We start from the raw sequence: 17,009 nt of genomic DNA, 5'->3' as shown, positions 1-17,009 counted from the left end.
AGAGACTGGGGCTTTTTTTTATCTTTGTTTTAACTGATAGTGACTGTTTAGGGGGTTAAACTTCGGCCGCAACCACGCGACCGCTAAAATAATCGTTGGATATGATGTACTCGGCGGTTCTGGTGAGCTCGTCTTGAAGCTGGGCCCAGTGACAACGGTTTAACTTTCCATCGGCATTGTGAATAGCAGGAACGACACCCCCAACACGGATGTTAAATGGGGTTAACTCTTTGGCCCAACTGTGGGTAAAACCGGTAATCATAGAGTTGGCACTCTCTAAGCCTGACACGTCATGAAAGTCATCGTGCGATATGACATTCACTATCACTCCTTCTTTGTCCTCTGCACGTAACCTTTCGGCACTGATTTGACCGAAGGCGAAGAGGGTGGATGCCATATTGGATAGGTCGTTGATAAAGCCGCCAACCGGTTGATCGCCGATTAGACTAGGCATTGGTGAACTCACCCAATTATTCACCAATACATCGGGTGTAGTATTGAAGGTTTTTTGTATGAAATCGAACACGTTCAGAATTGCTTGGCTGTCATTGCTCTCAAGCGGGTAATGGTAAACAGAATCAGAGAATCGGGCGCATTGTAAATAGGCTGCTTGAAGGGCTTCCGTGTCGTTATCGCAGAGAATGACGGTGGCCCCAAGGTTTACAAAGTGGTTCGCTATCGTTCCTCCTAGGCGCGAGCCAGCAGATGTTACCAATATGATTGAGCTTTTTATTTCCATCCCAGTACCTAAGCAAATCGTCCGTGTCGGGTAAGGATGGGTCAAAATTCATACAGTGGGTGTGAATTGGTTCAAACTAAGGTATGTGAATTGATAAGTTTTTATGAACTTAGTGTCAAGTCACAGTTTTTTAGTAACTTCAACTAGTAATCGACATGAGTTGATTGGAGGGGGCCTAAGGCTGGAGTTTTATATAAGTCTCATCAATGTTTTGAACTGACAAGTTGAAATGGCGAGGATTCTCTGCAGCGCTAGTCGATAATCGTTATACCTGAGCCTGAATTTGATACTTACGTTGAGCAGTAGATAACTCATTGTAAAGCGTCGCTGACGGAAGATTTGGGTGGTTTTTGTTTGCTAGCTTACGACGATCGTGACCAGATAGGTTTTGGTAAACTTCTTCAGGTAAGTCACCAGTGTCTTCTGGCATAAATGCCAGTGCTTCTGGTTTTAGATAGTGACAGAGCTTAGCACTCACCAAGCTTGATTGGTGAAAGTGATTAGACTGTTGTGCTGATATCTCGTAAGACGATTGATTTGAACGCAGTTGCTGAGGTTCGGCGATGCCAAACTGTTTACGGAGGCGATCTTCCGTTGTCTCTGTGACTTCAATAGTATCGATAGGCGTACAGTCTCGAACATCATTAGAGAACATAGATAACAGCAACGCGAAATCTGCACGGCGACCTTGCTCAACCGCTTGGCTGATCCCGATGCCGAACTTCAGTTCGTTGATGATTCCTGCTTTATCTAAAGTATGTACTTGCATGATGCCTCTCATTTGATACACCTTTAACGGCATGGAATCGGCAAACTTTAGTCTTTAATTACGGGTAAGTAGGGAATTTATTTCGGGTGGGCGAGTGACGCTGAAAAACACTTAGTTAGCGGCTTTATATTCGAGTTACTCATGCTGCAGATACAAAAAAGCTCACGCTGAAGCATGAGCTTTTAATAGATAACTCGCTAAAAATAGCGCAGCTTAAGTAAGAAATTACTTAGCTAGGTTCTCTTCTACGAAAGACCAGTTTACTAGGTTCCAGAATGCAGCCATGTAGTCAGGACGAACATTGCGGAAATCGATGTAGTAAGCGTGTTCCCATAGGTCAACAGTTAGAAGTGGAGTAACACCTTCTTCTGTTAGAGGAGTAGCAGCGTTAGAAGTGTTAACGATGTCTAGAGAACCGTCAGCTTTCTTAACTAACCAAGTCCAAGAAGAACCGAAGTTGTTGATTGCTGAATCAGTGAATTTTGCTTTGAATTCTTCGAAAGAACCGAATGCAGCGTTGATAGCTTCTGCAACAGCGCCAGTTGGTTCGCCGCCTGCTTGAGGAGCTAGACAGTGCCAGTAGAACGTGTGGTTCCAGATTTGAGCAGCGTTATTGAAAACACCACCAGTAGAAGTCTTGATGATCTCTTCTAGTGTTTTGCCTTCAAACTCAGTACCTGGGATAAGACCGTTTAGCTTAACAACGTAAGTGTTGTGGTGCTTACCGTGGTGGAAATCTAGCGTTTCTGCTGAGATGTGTGGTTCTAGCGCGTCTTTCGCGTAAGGAAGAGCTGGTAGTTCAAATGCCATTGCTCAATTCTCCATTGATATGAAAGAGTTAACTCTTTCGATTGCTTCCAGTGATATTATTATTCATGGCTCGCTATGCTGCCAACCATGGTCAATTTTCTGACTTGGTTTCTAGTTTAGCAAGTTTTTACTTTATTAAAAGCATATTTCATCACTTTTATGTGAATTGTTAGTCTAGCTTGTTAACCGCTTTTTTTATATGGTTTTTATTCTTTTGGTTTGGGGTAGAATAAAGGCAATAAAAGCCGTAATCCATTAACGAGGAAGCAATGGAAACTATCGATAAAATCAAACAGCAAATTGAAGAAAACACTATTCTACTGTACATGAAAGGTTCTCCTAAGCTACCTAGCTGTGGTTTCTCTTCTCAAGCGTCTCAAGCTCTAATGGCATGTGGCGAAAAATTTGCTTACGTAGATATTCTACAAAACCCTGATATCCGTGCAGAGCTGCCAGCTTACGCACAATGGCCAACTTTCCCACAGCTTTGGGTTGAAGGTGAGCTAATCGGTGGTTGTGACATTATTCTTGAGATGTTCCAAAAAGGCGAACTTCAGCCAATCATCAAAGAAGCAGCGGCTAAAGTTGCTGGCGATGACGCTGAGTAAGTTCTAGCTTTTTCGCTGAACAGTAAAATGAGGGGCCTTAATTAGGCTCCTTTTTTGTTGGAATTGATTGAGAGTCGACTCGATAAGGAACAAACAATGAACGTAAAACTTCATTATGTACATGACCCGATGTGCAGTTGGTGCTGGGGATACAAACCAACACTGGAGTTACTAAAACAACAATTGCCTGCGAGCATTGAGTTCAACTACGTAGTAGGTGGCTTGGCTCCGGATTCTGATGAACCAATGTCTGAAGAGATGAAAGGCAAGTTGCAAGCTATCTGGAAGCAGATCGAAGCCAAATTAGGTACAGAGTTCAATCATGAATTTTGGACTGAGTGCCAACCGGTACGAAGCACTTACCCTGCGTGTCGTGCTGTTATTGCTGCGGGTTTCCAAGACCACTACGAGCAGATGCTTGAAGCGATTCAACACGCATACTACTTGCGTGCAATGCTGCCGCACAGCGAAGAGACACACAAGCAATTGGCTGAAGAGCTAGGTATGAATGTGCAGCAATTCGAGAACGATCTTGCTGGTAAGCTACTTGAGGGAGAGCTAGAAGACCAATTGAGCTTCAAACATGCGATGGGTGTGCATTCTTACCCAACTCTAATGCTCGAAGTTGACGGTATCTTTACTGAAGTTGAGTTGGATTACCACTCGTCAGAAACGACACTTAAGTCGATTAGAGAAGTTCTAGTAAAGAGCGCTCCTAGCGCTTAATTGACGATACTGAATCGTATTATTCAAACTACTTCAAAGGCTTGCTCGTAAGAGTAAGCCTTTTCTTTTATCCGAGGTATGTGGATTCACAAGGTAACCTGTCGGGGAAATCTCGGATACAAAAAAGACCGCACTAGGCGGTCTTTTTAAGTTTTGAACATTGATTCTGACTATAGAACCCAGCTATAAGCTACAGAACCATAGCTGCAATCCAACCGAATACGATCAGTGGAATGTTGTAGTGTAGGAACGTCGGTACAACGGTTTCCCATACGTGCTCGTGTTGGCCATCAGCATTAAGACCAGACGTTGGACCTAACGTTGAGTCAGAAGCCGGAGAGCCTGCATCACCAAGCGCTGCCGCTGTACCTACTAGAGCAATAGTTGCCATTGGAGAAAAACCAAATGCTGCCGCTAGTGGAACGTAGATAGTTGCAAGGATTGGAATCGTAGAGAACGAAGAACCGATACCCATAGTTACCAATAGACCAACCACTAGCATAAGTAGTGCAGCTAGAGGCTTGTTGTCACCGATGCTTGTTGAAAGTGCTTCAACCAAAGATTCAACGCCACCAGTTTGCTTCATTACTGCTGCGAAACCTGCCGCGGCAATCATGATGAAACCGATCATTGCCATCATGTGTACACCTTTGGTGAAGACATCTTGTGTCTCTTTCCAAGCAATTACGCCACCGAAAGTGAAGACCATGAAACCAGCAAGCGCACCGATGATCATTGAACCAGTCGATAGCTGAACCGTTAGTGCTGCAACAATACCTGCCGCTGCTACTAGGATGTGTTTCTTGTTGATCTGTTTCGCTTCAGTTGAAACAACCGTGTGAGACGTTTCTTTGTATTGGCGAGGCTTACGGTAAGTGAAGAACACTGCCGTTAGAAGGCCAAAGATCATACCAGCAGCTGGTAGTAGCATTGCCATTGGAACTTGACTCGCCACTACACTTTCAAGACCGTTGTCGTGAAGGTTCTTAAGCAGGATGTTGTTTAGGAAGATGCCACCAAAACCGATTGGTAATACCATGTATGGTGTAATCAGACCAAAAGTAAGCACACAAGCAACCAGACGACGGTCTAGGTTCATTTTTGCGAATACGCCTAATAGAGGTGGGATTAAAATTGGGATGAAGGCGATATGTACCGGAATCACGTTTTGCGATGACATTGTCACTAGGATCAAAGACGCTAGGATGCCGTATTTAAGACCAGTCGATGCCGTGCTGTTCTCTTTGCCGTGAATGCGTTTAATAACACTTTGAGCAAGTAGGTCTGTGATACCAGAACGTGAGATAGCAACAGCGAATGTACCAAGCATGGCATAGCTAAGTGCGATAGTTGCACCGCCGCCTAATCCACTTTCGAAAGCCGCGACTGCATCGTTCAAGCTCATACCAGAGGCTACGCCACCGATAATTGCACTGAACGTCAGAGCAACGACTACGTTTACGCGCATCAAAGCTAAAACAAGCATGATGCAAACTGAAATTACAACAGGATTCATATTATTCTCGGGATGTTGTGTTCTTTATTAAAGGTAATACGACAATACGTATACCGATTCTATTTTTATTCTTCGTCAACAAGCGGCCAACCACCAAGGGCTTTCCATTTGTTTACTATGCCGCAAAATAACTCAGCGGTTTTTTGCGTATCATACAAAGCAGAGTGTGCTTCTTTGTTGTCAAAATCCATCCCTGCAGTGCGGCAAGCTTTAGCCAAAACGGTTTGACCGTAGGCAAGACCACTAAGAGCTGCAGTGTCAAAAGTAGCAAATGGATGGAAAGGGACGCGTTTAAGCTTACAACGCTCACTTGCCGCATTGACGAAGTTTAAATCGAATGTAGCATTGTGAGCGACCATGATTGCACGACTGCAATCTGAAGCTTTTTGTTCTTTTCTCACTAGCTTGTAGATTTCTTTAAGGGCTTCTTGTTCAGACACTGCGCCACGTAATGGGCTAAATGGGTCTTTAATTCCGTTAAAGTCTAATGCTGCCTGCTCTATATTTGCGCCTTCAAAAGGCTCAATGTGAAAATGAAGCGTTGATGCTGGGTGCAGATCTCCGTTTTCATCCATTTTTAATGTAATGGCACAGATTTCTAATAATGCATCGGTTTCTGCGTTAAACCCTGCGGTTTCCACGTCGATGACCACTGGAAAATAGCCACGGAAGCGTTTTTTTAGGGTCAGAGCTTCGTTTTCTACAATCATGTTAGCCCAAATAAGTGTGATTAAGGCTGCATTATTGCAGATAATAGCAGTGATAAAAACTAGGAAAGGGCAATAAATCACAAATTACCAAGCACGTTTCGGCTTGATAATTGCATATTTAAACTCAACAGAAATAGGCGGCAATTGGCTGCATTGTTAAACGAATTGCTTAAGAGATACTCCACTTTATGAAGAAACAACTCATAACAGGTTCAATGCTATTTTCGCTCCTTATGTCGTCATCAGTGATGGCACAAGAAAAGCGTTACGGAGCATCTCCTCAACAGTCGACATGGGAAATGGTGGCTAACACGCCACTAGAATGTCGCTTAGTACATCCTATCCCTAATTTCGGTGACGCTGAGTTCTCATCTCGAGCGAGTAAAAAAATTATTTTAGATTTTGAATTGAAAATGCGTCGTCCGATGGGCGCGACTCGTAATGTCAGCTTGATCTCTATGCCACCACCTTGGCGCCCAGGCGAGAGTGCCGATCGCATGACAACCATCAAATTCTTCCAGCAATTTGATGGGTACGTCGGCGGACAAACGGCTTGGGGTATCTTGAGTGAGTTAGAGAAAGGGCGCTACCCAACATTTAGCTACCAAGAGTGGCAGAGTCGAGATCAGCGTATCGAAGTGGCGTTATCGTCGGTGTTGTTCCAAGAGAAATACAATGTGTTCAGTGATTGTATTGCGAACTTGTTGCCGTACAGCTTCGAAGATATCTCATTTACTATTTTGCATTACGACCGTAACAGCGATCAGTTAAACAAATCGTCACGTAAAAGGCTTAGCCAGATCGCCGAGTATGTTCGTTACAACCAAGACATTGACCTTGTTTTAGTTGCGACCTATACCGATTCGGCAGACAGCAAAGGCATTAGCCAAAACCTGTCAGAACGAAGAGCTGAGTCTCTAAGAGAGTACTTTAAATCTCTTGGTTTGCCGGAAGACCGCATTCAAGTGCAAGGCTATGGCAAGCGTCGCCCAATTGCTGATAATAGTTCGCCAATTGGTAAAGATAAGAACCGACGTGTGGTGATCTCCCTCGGTAGAACACTGGTCTAAGCTGGTAGCGATAGACCTTAAATGAAAAAGCCCGTCACTATGACGGGCTTTTTGTATCTGAAATTTAGTTAAATCAACTCGATATGTGCCTATAGACGGGTTTGCTTAGTTGAGGCGGAAGCGAGCGATCATTTCACAGTTAGTCGCGGTATCGATTTTTTCCACCATAGAGGCAATTTTAGGGTTTGGATGGCGTTTCATGAAATCGATAAGGGCTTTTTTACAACAGCCAATAGAATCAATAAAGCTAGCGCATTGTGTATTAGGACACTGAGGGATCAGAGTCAGTACTTTCTCTGAAGCTAGTTGAAGATATTTAAGTTCATACTCGGTATCACCCGCCCAGCGCCAGAATTGCGCAAGGTTATGACAAGATATCACCGAGATCAGTAATCGCTCATCGGCCTCTATATCTGTACGCTCAGTGATCTCCTCACTTAGGTTCAGTGCCTGCTGATAATGAAGAATACTTCGTACAGGATCGTCTAGCTGCAATGCCGTATCGGCGAGTAACGTGTGTTTTTCCCATTCGCTAATCATTGTATTACCTCACTAATCAATAGGGGATATAATTTAAATGATAATCATTATCAAGTAAAGTTTCATCAGTGAGATTGTTAATAATTATTGGTAAAGAATATCGACTGTGGGTGGAGTGATAAAAAAGAAGCGAGCATAATGCTCGCTTCTCTATTCATTTCATCAGGTGTTCTAGCCTAATCTCGCAACGGTACTTCGGAATTAACCTTCCAGACCAGCGCTTGCTTGTTTGTTTTGAATCAGCTCAATCATGTAGCCGTCAGGATCTTTAACGAATGCGATGTGTGTAGAGCCGCCTTTTACTGGACCTGGCTCACGAGTCACGTTACCGCCTGCTGCTTTAATTGCGTCACACGTTGTGTAGATATCATCAACACCGATAGCTACGTGGCCGAAAGCAGAACCAAGGTCGTATTCAGTCGTACCCCAGTTGTATGTTAGCTCAATCACTGCACCTTGCGACTCGTCACCAAAGCCAACGAAAGCTAGCGTGTATTCGTACTCTTTGTTTTCGTTCTTACGTAATAGCTGCATGCCCATTACGTTTGTGTAGAACTCGATAGACTTATCTAGATCACCTACGCGTAGCATGGTGTGTAAAATACGACCGTTTGACATGATTTGCTCCTAGCTTTAACTATGTTTACGTTTTTGTAATTCTGTTTTCTGCCGCCAGACAATGGCGACACTGTTTAGCCAATAGGCTTGTGGTGCTGGTTTATGAACTTAGACGTCGGTTTTCTCTTTGAACTCACACAGATCTTCAATAATACAGCTGCCACAGCGAGGTTTACGCGCGACACAAGTGTAGCGACCATGAAGAATAAGCCAGTGGTGGACATCCAGTTTGAACTCTTTTGGAACCACTTTAAGTAGCTTGGCTTCGACATCATCGACTGTCTTACCCATGGCGAACTTAGTGCGATTCGATACACGGTAGATGTGAGTATCAACGGCAATAGTTGGCCAGCCGAAAGCGGTGTTCAATACTACGTTGGCAGTTTTACGGCCAACACCAGGCAGGGCTTCCAGTGCAGCGCGATCTTCTGGTACTTCACCATTGTGAAGATCAAGCAGCATACGGCATGTCTTAATGGTGTTTTCAGCTTTCGAATTAAACAGACCGATAGTCTTGATGTACTCTTTCAGACCATCGACACCTAGGTCAAAAATCGCTTGTGGAGTATTAGCAACAGGGTAAAGCTTATCCGTCGCCTTGTTCACACTGACGTCGGTTGCCTGTGCAGACAAAAGTACCGCAATAAGAAGTTCGAAAGGGCTACTCCAATTTAGTTCAGTCTCTGGCTTTGGGTTGTTTTCCCTCAAACGCTCAAGTATTTGTACTCGTTTTACATTGTTCATAGCGACATTACTTTCAAATAGTTAGGGCAGAGCTCTGGAGTTGGTATTCAATAAACTCGAAAACTCAGGCCGTATCATCGGTTACGCGCTCTTATGAGCGTCATTGTTATGTGTATTTGTTATATCTGTTTTCTGCCGAGCGGTTGAGCAACTCAGCAGATTTTTGTCGTTAAGCGTTGGTCACGCGGGCACGCTCAATAACAGGTTTTTCTGGTTTTGGTTGTTTCGATTTTGCTTGATGATCGATGATATTTTTCAATGCAATCAAGAAACCAACACCAATAAAGGCACCTGGTGGAAGTAGAGCCAGCAAGAAGCTGTTATCAAATTGGAAAATTTCGATTCTTAAGGCTGATGCCCAATCTCCGAGTAGCAGATCTGCGCCATCAAATAGGGTGCCATTACCAATGATTTCACGCATTGCGCCCAGTACCACCAATACTGATGTCATACCAAGCCCCATCCAGAAGCCATCTTGAGCGGCAGGTAATATTTCATTTTTAGAAGCGAAGGCTTCTGCCCGACCAATGATGATACAGTTGGTTACGATCAGCGGGATGAAGATACCGAGAGACAGGTACAGACCATAAGCGTAAGCATTCATCAGTAGCTGAACACACGTTACCAGTGATGCAATGATCATCACGAACACCGGAATACGTACCTCTTTTGGCACGTGGTTACGAACCAGAGAAACAGCAACATTCGAACCGACTAATACAAGTAGAGTCGCAATACCGAGCCCAAGTGCGTTGGTTACCGTTGAAGATACAGCCAATAGCGGACATAACCCAAGCAGTTGTACTAGGGCAGGGTTGTTGGCCCACATGCCATTTTTGATTAATGTTTTATGATCACTCATTATTCACCACCACAATTTAGAGGTTGAGAAAGCAATGCTTGGTTGTTTTGGTTAACGTATTGAACCGCTTGTTTGACAGATTTCACTACCGCTCTTGGGGTAATGGTCGCGCCAGTAAATTGGTCGAAGTCACCACCGTCTTTACGAACCTTCCAACGGTCAAGATTAGAGTCCGTTACTTGTTTACCGGCAAAAGAAAGAATCCAATCACTCACACGTAGATCAATCTTATCACCCAAGCCTGGAGTTTCTTGATGAGAAAGTACACGAGTACCTAAAATGGTACCGTCGATTTTCATGCCGACGATCACCTTAATCGCACCGTTATAACCGTCTGGTGCAATTGCCTCGATAGCAATCGCGCTTGGCTCACCATTGATTTTGGCGATGTAAGCGGGCATTGCTTTCTCTGTACCAAGTTCTTCAGCCTGAACCAATGTACAAGACGAAAACAGTTCGTTGTCGTGAAGATCGTGTGGGATCACTTGGTTCAGTACAGATAACAGCTGGGCTTGTTCTTGCTGTTTGATCTGATCTTTTGTTAGGTAGTGGGTTACCGCCACTAAACCTGTCGATGCACAGGCAAAAATCGCGAGCACAAGGCCGTTTTTCTTAATAGCATTTAGCATGATATCCGCTCCTTTAGTGGCCGTATGTACGAGGCTTGGTGTAGTAGTCAATTAGTGGAACACACATGTTGGCTAACAATACAGCAAACGCAACGCCATCAGGGAAGCCACCCCAACTGCGGATAATAAACACTAACGCACCAATTAGCGCACCAAACACCAAGCGACCTTTAACTGTCGTCGAAGCCGAAACTGGGTCGGTTGCAATAAAGAATGCGCCAAGCATAGTTGCGCCAGACAGAAGGTGAATGGTTGGAGAAGCGGTTTCACCAGGAGTAAGCACTAAGAATACTAAGCTAAACAGAGTCAGACTGCCGATGAAAGCCACTGGGATATACCATTGAATAACACGTTGCTTAATCAGCACTAAACCGCCTATTAAGTAAGCAAGGTTTACCCACTCCCAGCCTACGCCAGCTAACCAGCTGAATTGCGGTTGAGATAGTGCTTCTGAAGCCGTATTACCTGCCGTTAATGCCGTTTTGAATGCATCAAGTGGCGTCGCCATTGTCGTGCCATCAATACCAAGGCGTGCTTGTTGCAGAGACAAACCTTCGTTATTGAAGCCCGTGAATATCATCAAGAATGAGTCAATAAAGCTTGTTGCTTCTGCGGTCAGGCTCGCGGGTGCATTCCAACTCGTCATTTGAACTGGGAACGAAATCAGCAAAACAACGTAAGCAACCATCGCAGGGTTAAATGGGTTCTGTCCTAGGCCGCCGTACAAGTGTTTCGCGATAATAATAGCGAAGAACATACCAATGACGAGGATCCACCACGGAGAGTGTGGAGGAATGGCGACGCTCAGTAGCCAAGCGGTTACAACAGCACTGTAATCACGCAGCGCCATCACTGGCGGACGTTTTCTTAACAGCATTACGGCTGCTTCAAAGACAACAGCAAGTGCAATAGCAAATACTAACTGGATGAGGGTACCCCATCCAAAGAAGTAGGTTTGAGCTAGTAGACCTGGCAATGCACAAATAGCTACCCATTTCATGAGATCTGGCGTGCTTCTACGACTGTGCGCGTGCGGTGAGCTGGCAATAAAGAAGGCCACTACTCTTTCTCCTCATTGTTCTTTTTATCTAGCTCTTGCTGTGCTTTTCTTGCTTTAGCACGAGCAATAGCGGCAGCAACGGCTGCTTTCTTTGGATCGACTGGCTGTGGTTGAGCCTCAGCTACCACTTCAGTCTCTTTTTCGATTACAGGTTCAGGAGCGATTTTTTGTGCTTCAACCTGTTTAGCTTGCTGTGCTTTCTTAGCCTTAGCGCGAGCAATAGCGGCAGCTACAGCGGCTTTCTTATCATCGATAGCTTCTGGTTGAGTTTCAGCTACTACTTCGAGTACTGGCTCAGGAGTTTCAACTGTCTCAGCTGGTGTCGCTTGCTGGGCTTTCTTCGCCTTAGCGCGCGCAATAGCGGCAGCTACAGCTGCTTTTTTTGGATCGATTGACTCTTGTTGAGTTTCAATTTCAACTTCAATTGCGGGTTCCGGCGTTTCTTCTGTCTTAGCCTGTTGCGCTTGCTGTCCTTTCTTCGCTTTAGCGCGAGCTATTGCGGCCGCTACTGCGTCTTTCTTAGCGTCACCAGAGCTTTCAGCCGGAGCTTCAGAAGCAGCTTCCGCTTGTTGAGCTTTCTTCGCTTTAGCGCGAGCTATTACGGCAGCAACAGCATCTTTCTTAGCGTCACCAGAGCTTTCAGCAGGAGCTTCAGAAGCCGATTCTGCTTGTTGAGCCTTCTTGGCTTTAGCTCGAGCTATTGCGGCAGCAACGGCATCTTTCTTAGCGTCGCCAGAGCTTTTAGCAGGAACTTCAGCAGCAGATTCAGCTTGTTGAGCTTTTTTCGCTTTAGCACGAGCGATAGCGGCAGCAACAGCATCTTTCTTAGCGTCACCAGAGCTTTCAGTTGAAGCTTCAGAAGCAGATTCAGCTTGTTGTGCTTTCTTCGCTTTGGCGCGAGCAATAGCGGCAGCAACTGCGTCTTTCTTGCCCTCACCAGAGTTGTCGGCTTGAGTTTCTGCAGAAGCTTGTTGAGCTTTGCGCTCTCTAGCTTGTCGTTTACGCTCTTCGCGCAGTTTCGACATTTCAGAGTTGTCAGGTTCAGCGCCGTTTTCCTTCAGAGCTGCAGCTTGTTTCGCTTTTGCCTTTGCAATAGCGGCAGCAACCGCAGGTTTTACTGCTGGCTCTTCATTTGGAGCCTGCTCCGCAGCAGCTTTTTGCGCTTTAACACGAGCAATAGCAGCAGCAATAGCATCATCACCGCCAGATGTTTTCATATCTTTACGGCGGTTATCTGCAGCTTTCTTAAAGCGGTTTTCACGCTCTGCTTTATCACGCTCCATACGAGCGTTCTTCTCTTCAAAGCGAATCTTGGCGCGCTCTGCAGCAGCGGCTTCATCTTTACGAGTTTTGATTTCAGCTTTTGCTTGGCGATAGTATTGAACAAGAGGGATTTCACTTGGGCAAACAAATGCACAAGCACCGCATTCAATACAGTCTTTAATATTTAACTCTTCACACTTGTCTAGCTCATTGGCTTTCGCGTGCCATTGCAGCTGTTGAGGCAGTAGAGAGGCAGGACAAGCTTCGGCACAAGCACTGCATCGAATGCACTCCATCTCGTAAGTGCTTGGTGCAATCTCACGACGTGTTGGCGCTAAAATACAGTTCGATGTTTTAGTGATCGGCACATTGGCATGTGGCAAGGTAAAGCCCATCATCGGGCCACCCAAAATCAAACGCGGCAGCTTTTTATCGGCTTTATAGCCGAACTCGTCAAGCAGTTCGTGTACAGGTGTACCTAATAGTGCCCAAACGTTGCGAGGTTGCTTAAAAGTCTTACCGGTTAAAGTCACGACGCGGTTAACTACGGGTTCACCGTCGATTACTGCTCTCTTAATTGAGTAGAGAGAGCCAACGTTCTGAACTAGTACACCAATGTCAGCAGGGATGCCGCCAGCAGGTACCTCTTTATTGGTGAGGATCTTGATGAGCTGTTTCTCACCACCAGAAGGGTATTTAGTTGGGATCACGCGAATGACGATGTCTTTGTCTTTCGCGGCAACCTCAAGTGCTTTGATTGCCGCAGGCTTGTTGTCTTCAATGCCGATAACGGTCAGTTTTGGTTGGAGGATGTGTTCAACTATCTCAATGCCTTTTAACACTTCTTCGGCATGCTCTTGAAGCAACTTGTCATCTGATGTGATGTAAGGTTCACACTCAGCAGCATTGACGATCAGAATATCAGTACGACCTAGGCCTGACTGGAGCTTTTTCGCAGTAGGGAATCCCGCACCACCCATACCTGAAATACCGGCTTGGCGGATCACATCAAGCAGCTCGTCTGAAGTTTTCGTTGAAAAGTCTTCAACGGGATTTCTTTCAATCCAAGCGTCTAAGCCATCAGGTTTAATGACCACACTGAGTTCACTCAAGCCTGAAGGGTGAGCGGTAGTTCTTGGTTCGATAGCAGTAATCAAACCTGATGTAGGTGCATGTACCGGCAATGTAAAACCAGTATCTAGAGCCGTTAGTTGTTGGCCTTTCAGTACGGTGTCACCGGCGGCAACCAATAAGTTACCAGGCTTACCGATGTGCTGTTTGACCGGAAGGACGATTTCTTCTGGAAGCCTTGCATGAACGATATCAGTGGTATTGGACTGTTTCTTGTTTTCAGCAGGATGCACGCCGCCTGGGAAGGTCCAAATAGAGCCCGTGCGAATTTGTTCAATTAAAGAGATCATACTAACCCTATGCCTTAGGCTCTGACGCGGTCGCATCAGTTGCTTGGTTAGTGATATCCGTAACAGGAATGATGTTCATCTGCCATTTCCAATTTTCAGTCGTTGTTGCCACTGGAATCATTTCAATACAGTCAGTAGGGCACGGCGCGACGCAAAGATCACAACCAGTACATTCATCTTTAATTACTGTGTGTAGTGCCTTAGTACCACCAACTATGGCGTCGACAGGGCAGGCTTGGATACATTTAGTACAGCCGATACACATATCTTCATGAATGAAGGCAACAGTTTTTACTTTGTTATCTAAGTCGTGAGCGGAGTCTTCGACTTCTACGCCCATTAAGTCTGCTAGCTTCTCAATGGTTGCTTGGCCCCCAGGAGGACATTTATTGATCTTGTCTCCGTTAGCAATCGCCTCTGCGTATGGGCGACAACCTGGATAGCCACACTGGCCACATTGAGTTTGCGGTAAAATGGTATCGATTTGATCGACGATAGGATCGGCTTCTACTTTGAAGCGAATAGAGGCGAAGCCCAAAATAGCGCCAAAAACAGCGGCTAAAACAGCTAACGCAATGATCGCAATTAAAATGGTACTCATGCTTATTTCACCAACCCAGTAAAGCCCATAAATGCCAGAGACATTAGGCCTGCTGTGATCATCGCTATCGATGCGCCTTTAAATGGCATTGGAACATCAGCAACCGCAATACGTTCACGCATTGCAGCAAATAGGATCAGAACAAGGGAGAAACCTACCGCCGCGCCGAAGCCATAAACGATCGACTGAATGAAGTTGTGGTTTTCATTGATGTTCAAGAGTGCCACGCCTAATACCGCACAGTTTGTGGTGATAAGGGGTAGGAAGATACCCAATAGGCGATAAAGAGTCGGGCTGGTTTTGTGAACCACCATTTCCGTAAATTGAACCACGACTGCGATAACCAAGATGAAACTCATGGTACGCAGGTATTCAATACCCAGAGGGGTAAGGATGTAGGTTTCTACTAGGTATGCAGAGACCGACGCTAACGTTAGAACGAAAGTCGTCGCGAGGCCCATGCCAATCGCAGTCTCCAGTTTCTTGGAGACTCCCATGAAAGGACATAGCCCTAAAAACTTCACTAGCACAAAGTTATTGACCAGCACAGTGCCAACCAACAACAAAAGGTATTCGGTCATAATGGATTAATTCTTGAGATTCCGATCCCGATATTATCCTGCTTTGCTCACCTAATAACAACCAGTGAACGGTGTGGTTTTGTATGTCTGATGGAAATTTATACGCTTAATAAGAGGATAGCAGATCTCATCACAACAAATTAGTTGTTCCGAAGCGTAAAAATGACACGCATGTCAAGGATGGGGCTGGGCTTCTTTACGTCATTTTGGTGGGCAGGAAATTGACAATTTTAACGAGGTTACTTTCAAACGTACCTACTAACAGGCCTAGGAGACGTTCTCTTGCTGAACAAATGTACGTATCAGTTTTAGGAAACCATTTTATCATTGAGGATTGGGATAAGAGTCCCATCATTTGCCCCAAATGAGTCTCACGTAAGCAAAAACTTAATCTGCGCAGATTAGTTTGTTGTAATTCAGATTTTTAGCGAACGTCTAGGCATAGGTTTTTTCCGGTAAGAGAAAAAATCAAAATACATTTACTGTCATTATAAGTCAATTTGTGAATTAAATTGTAATATTTACTAATAATTGAGTGAAATTCACTCTCTTTTTTTTATGAAATAGTTGTCAAGTTTGGAATATATGTATTTTAGTTTTTTTTGTTTCATGGCGATGCATTTTTTATATATAGTTGCTTTTACAAAAAAGTTACTTATTTTGTCTTTTTAAATAACCATTTAATTAATCCTGTTAACGTTCGGTTAGTGACAAATGGTTTAATGAATCAAGTGACATATCAAAAATTGTTTTAAATGAATCCAATATTTATCCATGAAAATTATATTTGTATAAATATTATGGTTATTCAGCTTCAAGGCTAATTTATGTACAAATTAAATAATTGGTTAATTCACTTAGACCACCCGTTAGTGACTGATTTACTCAAAAATGAAGAAAAGCGCATCGGCTATCATGATCATCTTGTGATTCTAATGTTGTGTGAAAACGCTGGGAAAATTAAGACAAAAGAAGATTTGTTGAATAGAGCTTGGCCAGGAAAGCACGTTTCGGAAGGGTCACTTACACAATCGATTAGCGCGATACGTACGTTGATCGAGGATGATGGGAAGCAACAAAAGTATCTGAAAACGGTCGCTAAGGTTGGTTATAAACTAGAAAGTGAGGCGGTGTCGTGGCTCGAAGAGAGTGATAGTCAATTAGATAGCCAAGACCACTCATTAACCGGGGACCCGAGTGGTAAGGCTGGGAGTTTTGAAGACAGCACCGACAAAAACACACAACATACATGCGGACGTAATCAAATCTATATTGCATTGGGCCTCGTATTCATTGTGATTGCGGCATTGTTTCCATTGGTGTTTGCTACAAAAGAGCCTAATTTAACGAGTTGGCTCCCACTAACCAAAATGTTTTCTAGCGAAGCGTTAACAGTCTACAGCGATAATGAAGAAGAGGCCAAAGTAGTCGCAAAAGGCGTTACTCCTCTGGTTTCTGAAGAAGTTAAACAAGGTAGGTTAAGCCGATTGATCCTTGCCCACTCTCAAGAAAGCTTATCTATTGTCATCCTCAAGCCACTGGCACCACCTGTCAATTTAGTGGTTTTGTTTGAATCTCCTCAGTCTACGGATGATCTCGTTGGTATGGTTAACGCGGAGCTTAGTCGTTATGTTTACTAAAAATAAAAGCATTTACTTTCTTCTTTTTTGTCTTTGCATAATGTTTGCTTCTATTACACATAGCCTACGTTCGAAAAATAATGTTTTGGTCAACTCTACCAC

Annotated in this window: 18 protein-coding genes; 4 read left to right on the top strand and 14 right to left on the bottom strand. The window is 44.4% G+C overall.

Annotated features, from left to right (window positions below):
• Positions 1 to 55 precede the first annotated feature (55 nt).
• From BTO10_RS17235 to sodB, 3 genes are all read right to left on the bottom strand, one after another.
• Positions 56 to 739: an SDR family oxidoreductase gene (locus tag BTO10_RS17235; RefSeq protein WP_004741705.1), complete on the bottom strand. Its 684-nt coding sequence runs from the start codon at positions 737 to 739 to the stop codon at positions 56 to 58.
• A gap of 265 nt (positions 740 to 1,004) precedes the next feature.
• The gene (locus BTO10_RS17230; protein ID WP_308736833.1) at positions 1,005 to 1,508 is read right to left on the bottom strand and encodes a VC2046/SO_2500 family protein; all 504 of its coding nucleotides are present in this window, start codon (positions 1,506 to 1,508) and stop codon (positions 1,005 to 1,007) included.
• Between the two features lie 225 nt (positions 1,509 to 1,733).
• Positions 1,734 to 2,318, bottom strand: a complete 585-nt coding sequence (gene sodB, locus BTO10_RS17225; protein ID WP_004741703.1) for a superoxide dismutase [Fe] — start codon at positions 2,316 to 2,318, stop codon at positions 1,734 to 1,736.
• A gap of 269 nt (positions 2,319 to 2,587) precedes the next feature.
• On the opposite strand from sodB, the gene BTO10_RS17220 reads away from it, so the two are divergent.
• Entirely contained in the window at positions 2,588 to 2,926 is a 339-nt protein-coding gene (locus tag BTO10_RS17220) for a Grx4 family monothiol glutaredoxin (RefSeq protein ID WP_004741702.1), read from the top strand.
• Between the two features lie 96 nt (positions 2,927 to 3,022).
• The gene (locus BTO10_RS17215) at positions 3,023 to 3,652 is read left to right on the top strand and encodes a DsbA family protein (protein ID WP_004741701.1); all 630 of its coding nucleotides are present in this window, start codon (positions 3,023 to 3,025) and stop codon (positions 3,650 to 3,652) included.
• Between the two features lie 190 nt (positions 3,653 to 3,842).
• Here BTO10_RS17215 and BTO10_RS17210 read toward each other — a convergent pair whose 3' ends face one another.
• Complete coding sequence (locus tag BTO10_RS17210; protein WP_004741700.1) at positions 3,843 to 5,168, bottom strand: Na+/H+ antiporter family protein; 1,326 nt, start codon at positions 5,166 to 5,168, stop codon at positions 3,843 to 3,845.
• Between the two features lie 65 nt (positions 5,169 to 5,233).
• Positions 5,234 to 5,878 (bottom strand): ribonuclease T, encoded by a 645-nt coding sequence (gene rnt, locus BTO10_RS17205; RefSeq protein ID WP_004741699.1) that lies wholly within the window; start codon positions 5,876 to 5,878, stop codon positions 5,234 to 5,236.
• 188 nt (positions 5,879 to 6,066) lie between these two features.
• Here rnt and motY point away from each other — a divergent pair, with 188 nt between their 5' ends.
• Positions 6,067 to 6,948, top strand: coding sequence for a flagellar protein MotY (gene motY, locus BTO10_RS17200; protein ID WP_105025337.1), 882 nt, complete (start codon positions 6,067 to 6,069; stop codon positions 6,946 to 6,948).
• A gap of 105 nt (positions 6,949 to 7,053) precedes the next feature.
• Here the strand turns inward: motY and BTO10_RS17195 are convergent, their stop codons facing one another.
• The 9 genes from BTO10_RS17195 to rsxA form a co-directional block, all read right to left on the bottom strand.
• Positions 7,054 to 7,488, bottom strand: coding sequence for a DUF2753 domain-containing protein (locus BTO10_RS17195; protein ID WP_004741697.1), 435 nt, complete (start codon positions 7,486 to 7,488; stop codon positions 7,054 to 7,056).
• A 201-nt stretch (positions 7,489 to 7,689) separates the two neighbouring features.
• Positions 7,690 to 8,106: a lactoylglutathione lyase gene (gene gloA, locus BTO10_RS17190; protein ID WP_008220190.1), complete on the bottom strand. Its 417-nt coding sequence runs from the start codon at positions 8,104 to 8,106 to the stop codon at positions 7,690 to 7,692.
• 108 nt (positions 8,107 to 8,214) lie between these two features.
• On the bottom strand, positions 8,215 to 8,850 hold the full coding sequence (gene nth / locus BTO10_RS17185; RefSeq protein ID WP_004741695.1) for an endonuclease III: 636 nt from the start codon (positions 8,848 to 8,850) through the stop codon (positions 8,215 to 8,217).
• A 169-nt stretch (positions 8,851 to 9,019) separates the two neighbouring features.
• Positions 9,020 to 9,712: an electron transport complex subunit E gene (locus tag BTO10_RS17180; protein WP_105025336.1), complete on the bottom strand. Its 693-nt coding sequence runs from the start codon at positions 9,710 to 9,712 to the stop codon at positions 9,020 to 9,022.
• Positions 9,712 to 10,341 carry an electron transport complex subunit RsxG gene (gene rsxG / locus BTO10_RS17175; RefSeq protein ID WP_105025335.1) on the bottom strand — a complete coding sequence of 210 codons (630 nt, stop codon included), beginning with the start codon at positions 10,339 to 10,341 and terminating at the stop codon, positions 9,712 to 9,714. Before rsxG ends, BTO10_RS17180 begins: the two co-directional genes overlap by 1 nt.
• Positions 10,342 to 10,354: 13 nt before the next feature.
• The gene (rsxD, locus tag BTO10_RS17170; protein WP_105025334.1) at positions 10,355 to 11,401 is read right to left on the bottom strand and encodes an electron transport complex subunit RsxD; all 1,047 of its coding nucleotides are present in this window, start codon (positions 11,399 to 11,401) and stop codon (positions 10,355 to 10,357) included.
• Positions 11,401 to 14,085 (bottom strand): electron transport complex subunit RsxC, encoded by a 2,685-nt coding sequence (gene rsxC / locus BTO10_RS17165; RefSeq protein ID WP_105025333.1) that lies wholly within the window; start codon positions 14,083 to 14,085, stop codon positions 11,401 to 11,403. Before rsxC ends, rsxD begins: the two co-directional genes overlap by 1 nt.
• A 7-nt stretch (positions 14,086 to 14,092) precedes the next feature.
• Entirely contained in the window at positions 14,093 to 14,686 is a 594-nt protein-coding gene (rsxB, locus tag BTO10_RS17160; RefSeq protein WP_004734040.1) for an electron transport complex subunit RsxB, read from the bottom strand.
• 2 nt (positions 14,687 to 14,688) lie between these two features.
• Complete coding sequence (gene rsxA / locus BTO10_RS17155) at positions 14,689 to 15,267, bottom strand: electron transport complex subunit RsxA (RefSeq protein ID WP_004737335.1); 579 nt, start codon at positions 15,265 to 15,267, stop codon at positions 14,689 to 14,691.
• An 827-nt stretch (positions 15,268 to 16,094) separates the two neighbouring features.
• Here rsxA and BTO10_RS17150 point away from each other — a divergent pair.
• A complete protein-coding gene (locus BTO10_RS17150; RefSeq protein ID WP_105025332.1) occupies positions 16,095 to 16,907 on the top strand; it encodes a winged helix-turn-helix domain-containing protein in 813 nt (270 codons plus the stop codon).
• The last annotated feature ends 102 nt before the right edge of the window (positions 16,908 to 17,009 follow it).

Origin of the sequence: Vibrio chagasii, assembly GCF_002954585.1 — a bacterium.
In the GTDB taxonomy this organism is placed as follows: domain Bacteria; phylum Pseudomonadota; class Gammaproteobacteria; order Enterobacterales; family Vibrionaceae; genus Vibrio; species Vibrio chagasii_A.
This window is presented reverse-complemented; position numbering and strand designations above follow the sequence as displayed.

What these genes read in the sequence shown, in the direction of transcription:
- rnt (WP_004741699.1), bottom strand. Translation starts at nt 5,878, where the DNA reads ATGATTGTAGAAAACGAAGCTCTGACCCTAAAAAAACGCTTCCGTGGC.
- motY (WP_105025337.1), top strand. Translation starts at nt 6,067, where the DNA reads ATGAAGAAACAACTCATAACAGGTTCAATGCTATTTTCGCTCCTTATG.
- BTO10_RS17195 (WP_004741697.1), bottom strand. Translation starts at nt 7,488, where the DNA reads ATGATTAGCGAATGGGAAAAACACACGTTACTCGCCGATACGGCATTG.
- BTO10_RS17210 (WP_004741700.1), bottom strand. Translation starts at nt 5,168, where the DNA reads ATGAATCCTGTTGTAATTTCAGTTTGCATCATGCTTGTTTTAGCTTTG.
- BTO10_RS17230 (WP_308736833.1), bottom strand. Translation starts at nt 1,508, where the DNA reads ATGCAAGTACATACTTTAGATAAAGCAGGAATCATCAACGAACTGAAG.
- BTO10_RS17180 (WP_105025336.1), bottom strand. Translation starts at nt 9,712, where the DNA reads ATGAGTGATCATAAAACATTAATCAAAAATGGCATGTGGGCCAACAAC.
- BTO10_RS17150 (WP_105025332.1), top strand. Translation starts at nt 16,095, where the DNA reads ATGTACAAATTAAATAATTGGTTAATTCACTTAGACCACCCGTTAGTG.
- rsxG (WP_105025335.1), bottom strand. Translation starts at nt 10,341, where the DNA reads ATGCTAAATGCTATTAAGAAAAACGGCCTTGTGCTCGCGATTTTTGCC.
- sodB (WP_004741703.1), bottom strand. Translation starts at nt 2,318, where the DNA reads ATGGCATTTGAACTACCAGCTCTTCCTTACGCGAAAGACGCGCTAGAA.
- BTO10_RS17215 (WP_004741701.1), top strand. Translation starts at nt 3,023, where the DNA reads ATGAACGTAAAACTTCATTATGTACATGACCCGATGTGCAGTTGGTGC.
- nth (WP_004741695.1), bottom strand. Translation starts at nt 8,850, where the DNA reads ATGAACAATGTAAAACGAGTACAAATACTTGAGCGTTTGAGGGAAAAC.
- rsxB (WP_004734040.1), bottom strand. Translation starts at nt 14,686, where the DNA reads ATGAGTACCATTTTAATTGCGATCATTGCGTTAGCTGTTTTAGCCGCT.
- BTO10_RS17220 (WP_004741702.1), top strand. Translation starts at nt 2,588, where the DNA reads ATGGAAACTATCGATAAAATCAAACAGCAAATTGAAGAAAACACTATT.
- rsxC (WP_105025333.1), bottom strand. Translation starts at nt 14,085, where the DNA reads ATGATCTCTTTAATTGAACAAATTCGCACGGGCTCTATTTGGACCTTC.
- rsxA (WP_004737335.1), bottom strand. Translation starts at nt 15,267, where the DNA reads ATGACCGAATACCTTTTGTTGTTGGTTGGCACTGTGCTGGTCAATAAC.
- gloA (WP_008220190.1), bottom strand. Translation starts at nt 8,106, where the DNA reads ATGTCAAACGGTCGTATTTTACACACCATGCTACGCGTAGGTGATCTA.
- BTO10_RS17235 (WP_004741705.1), bottom strand. Translation starts at nt 739, where the DNA reads ATGGAAATAAAAAGCTCAATCATATTGGTAACATCTGCTGGCTCGCGC.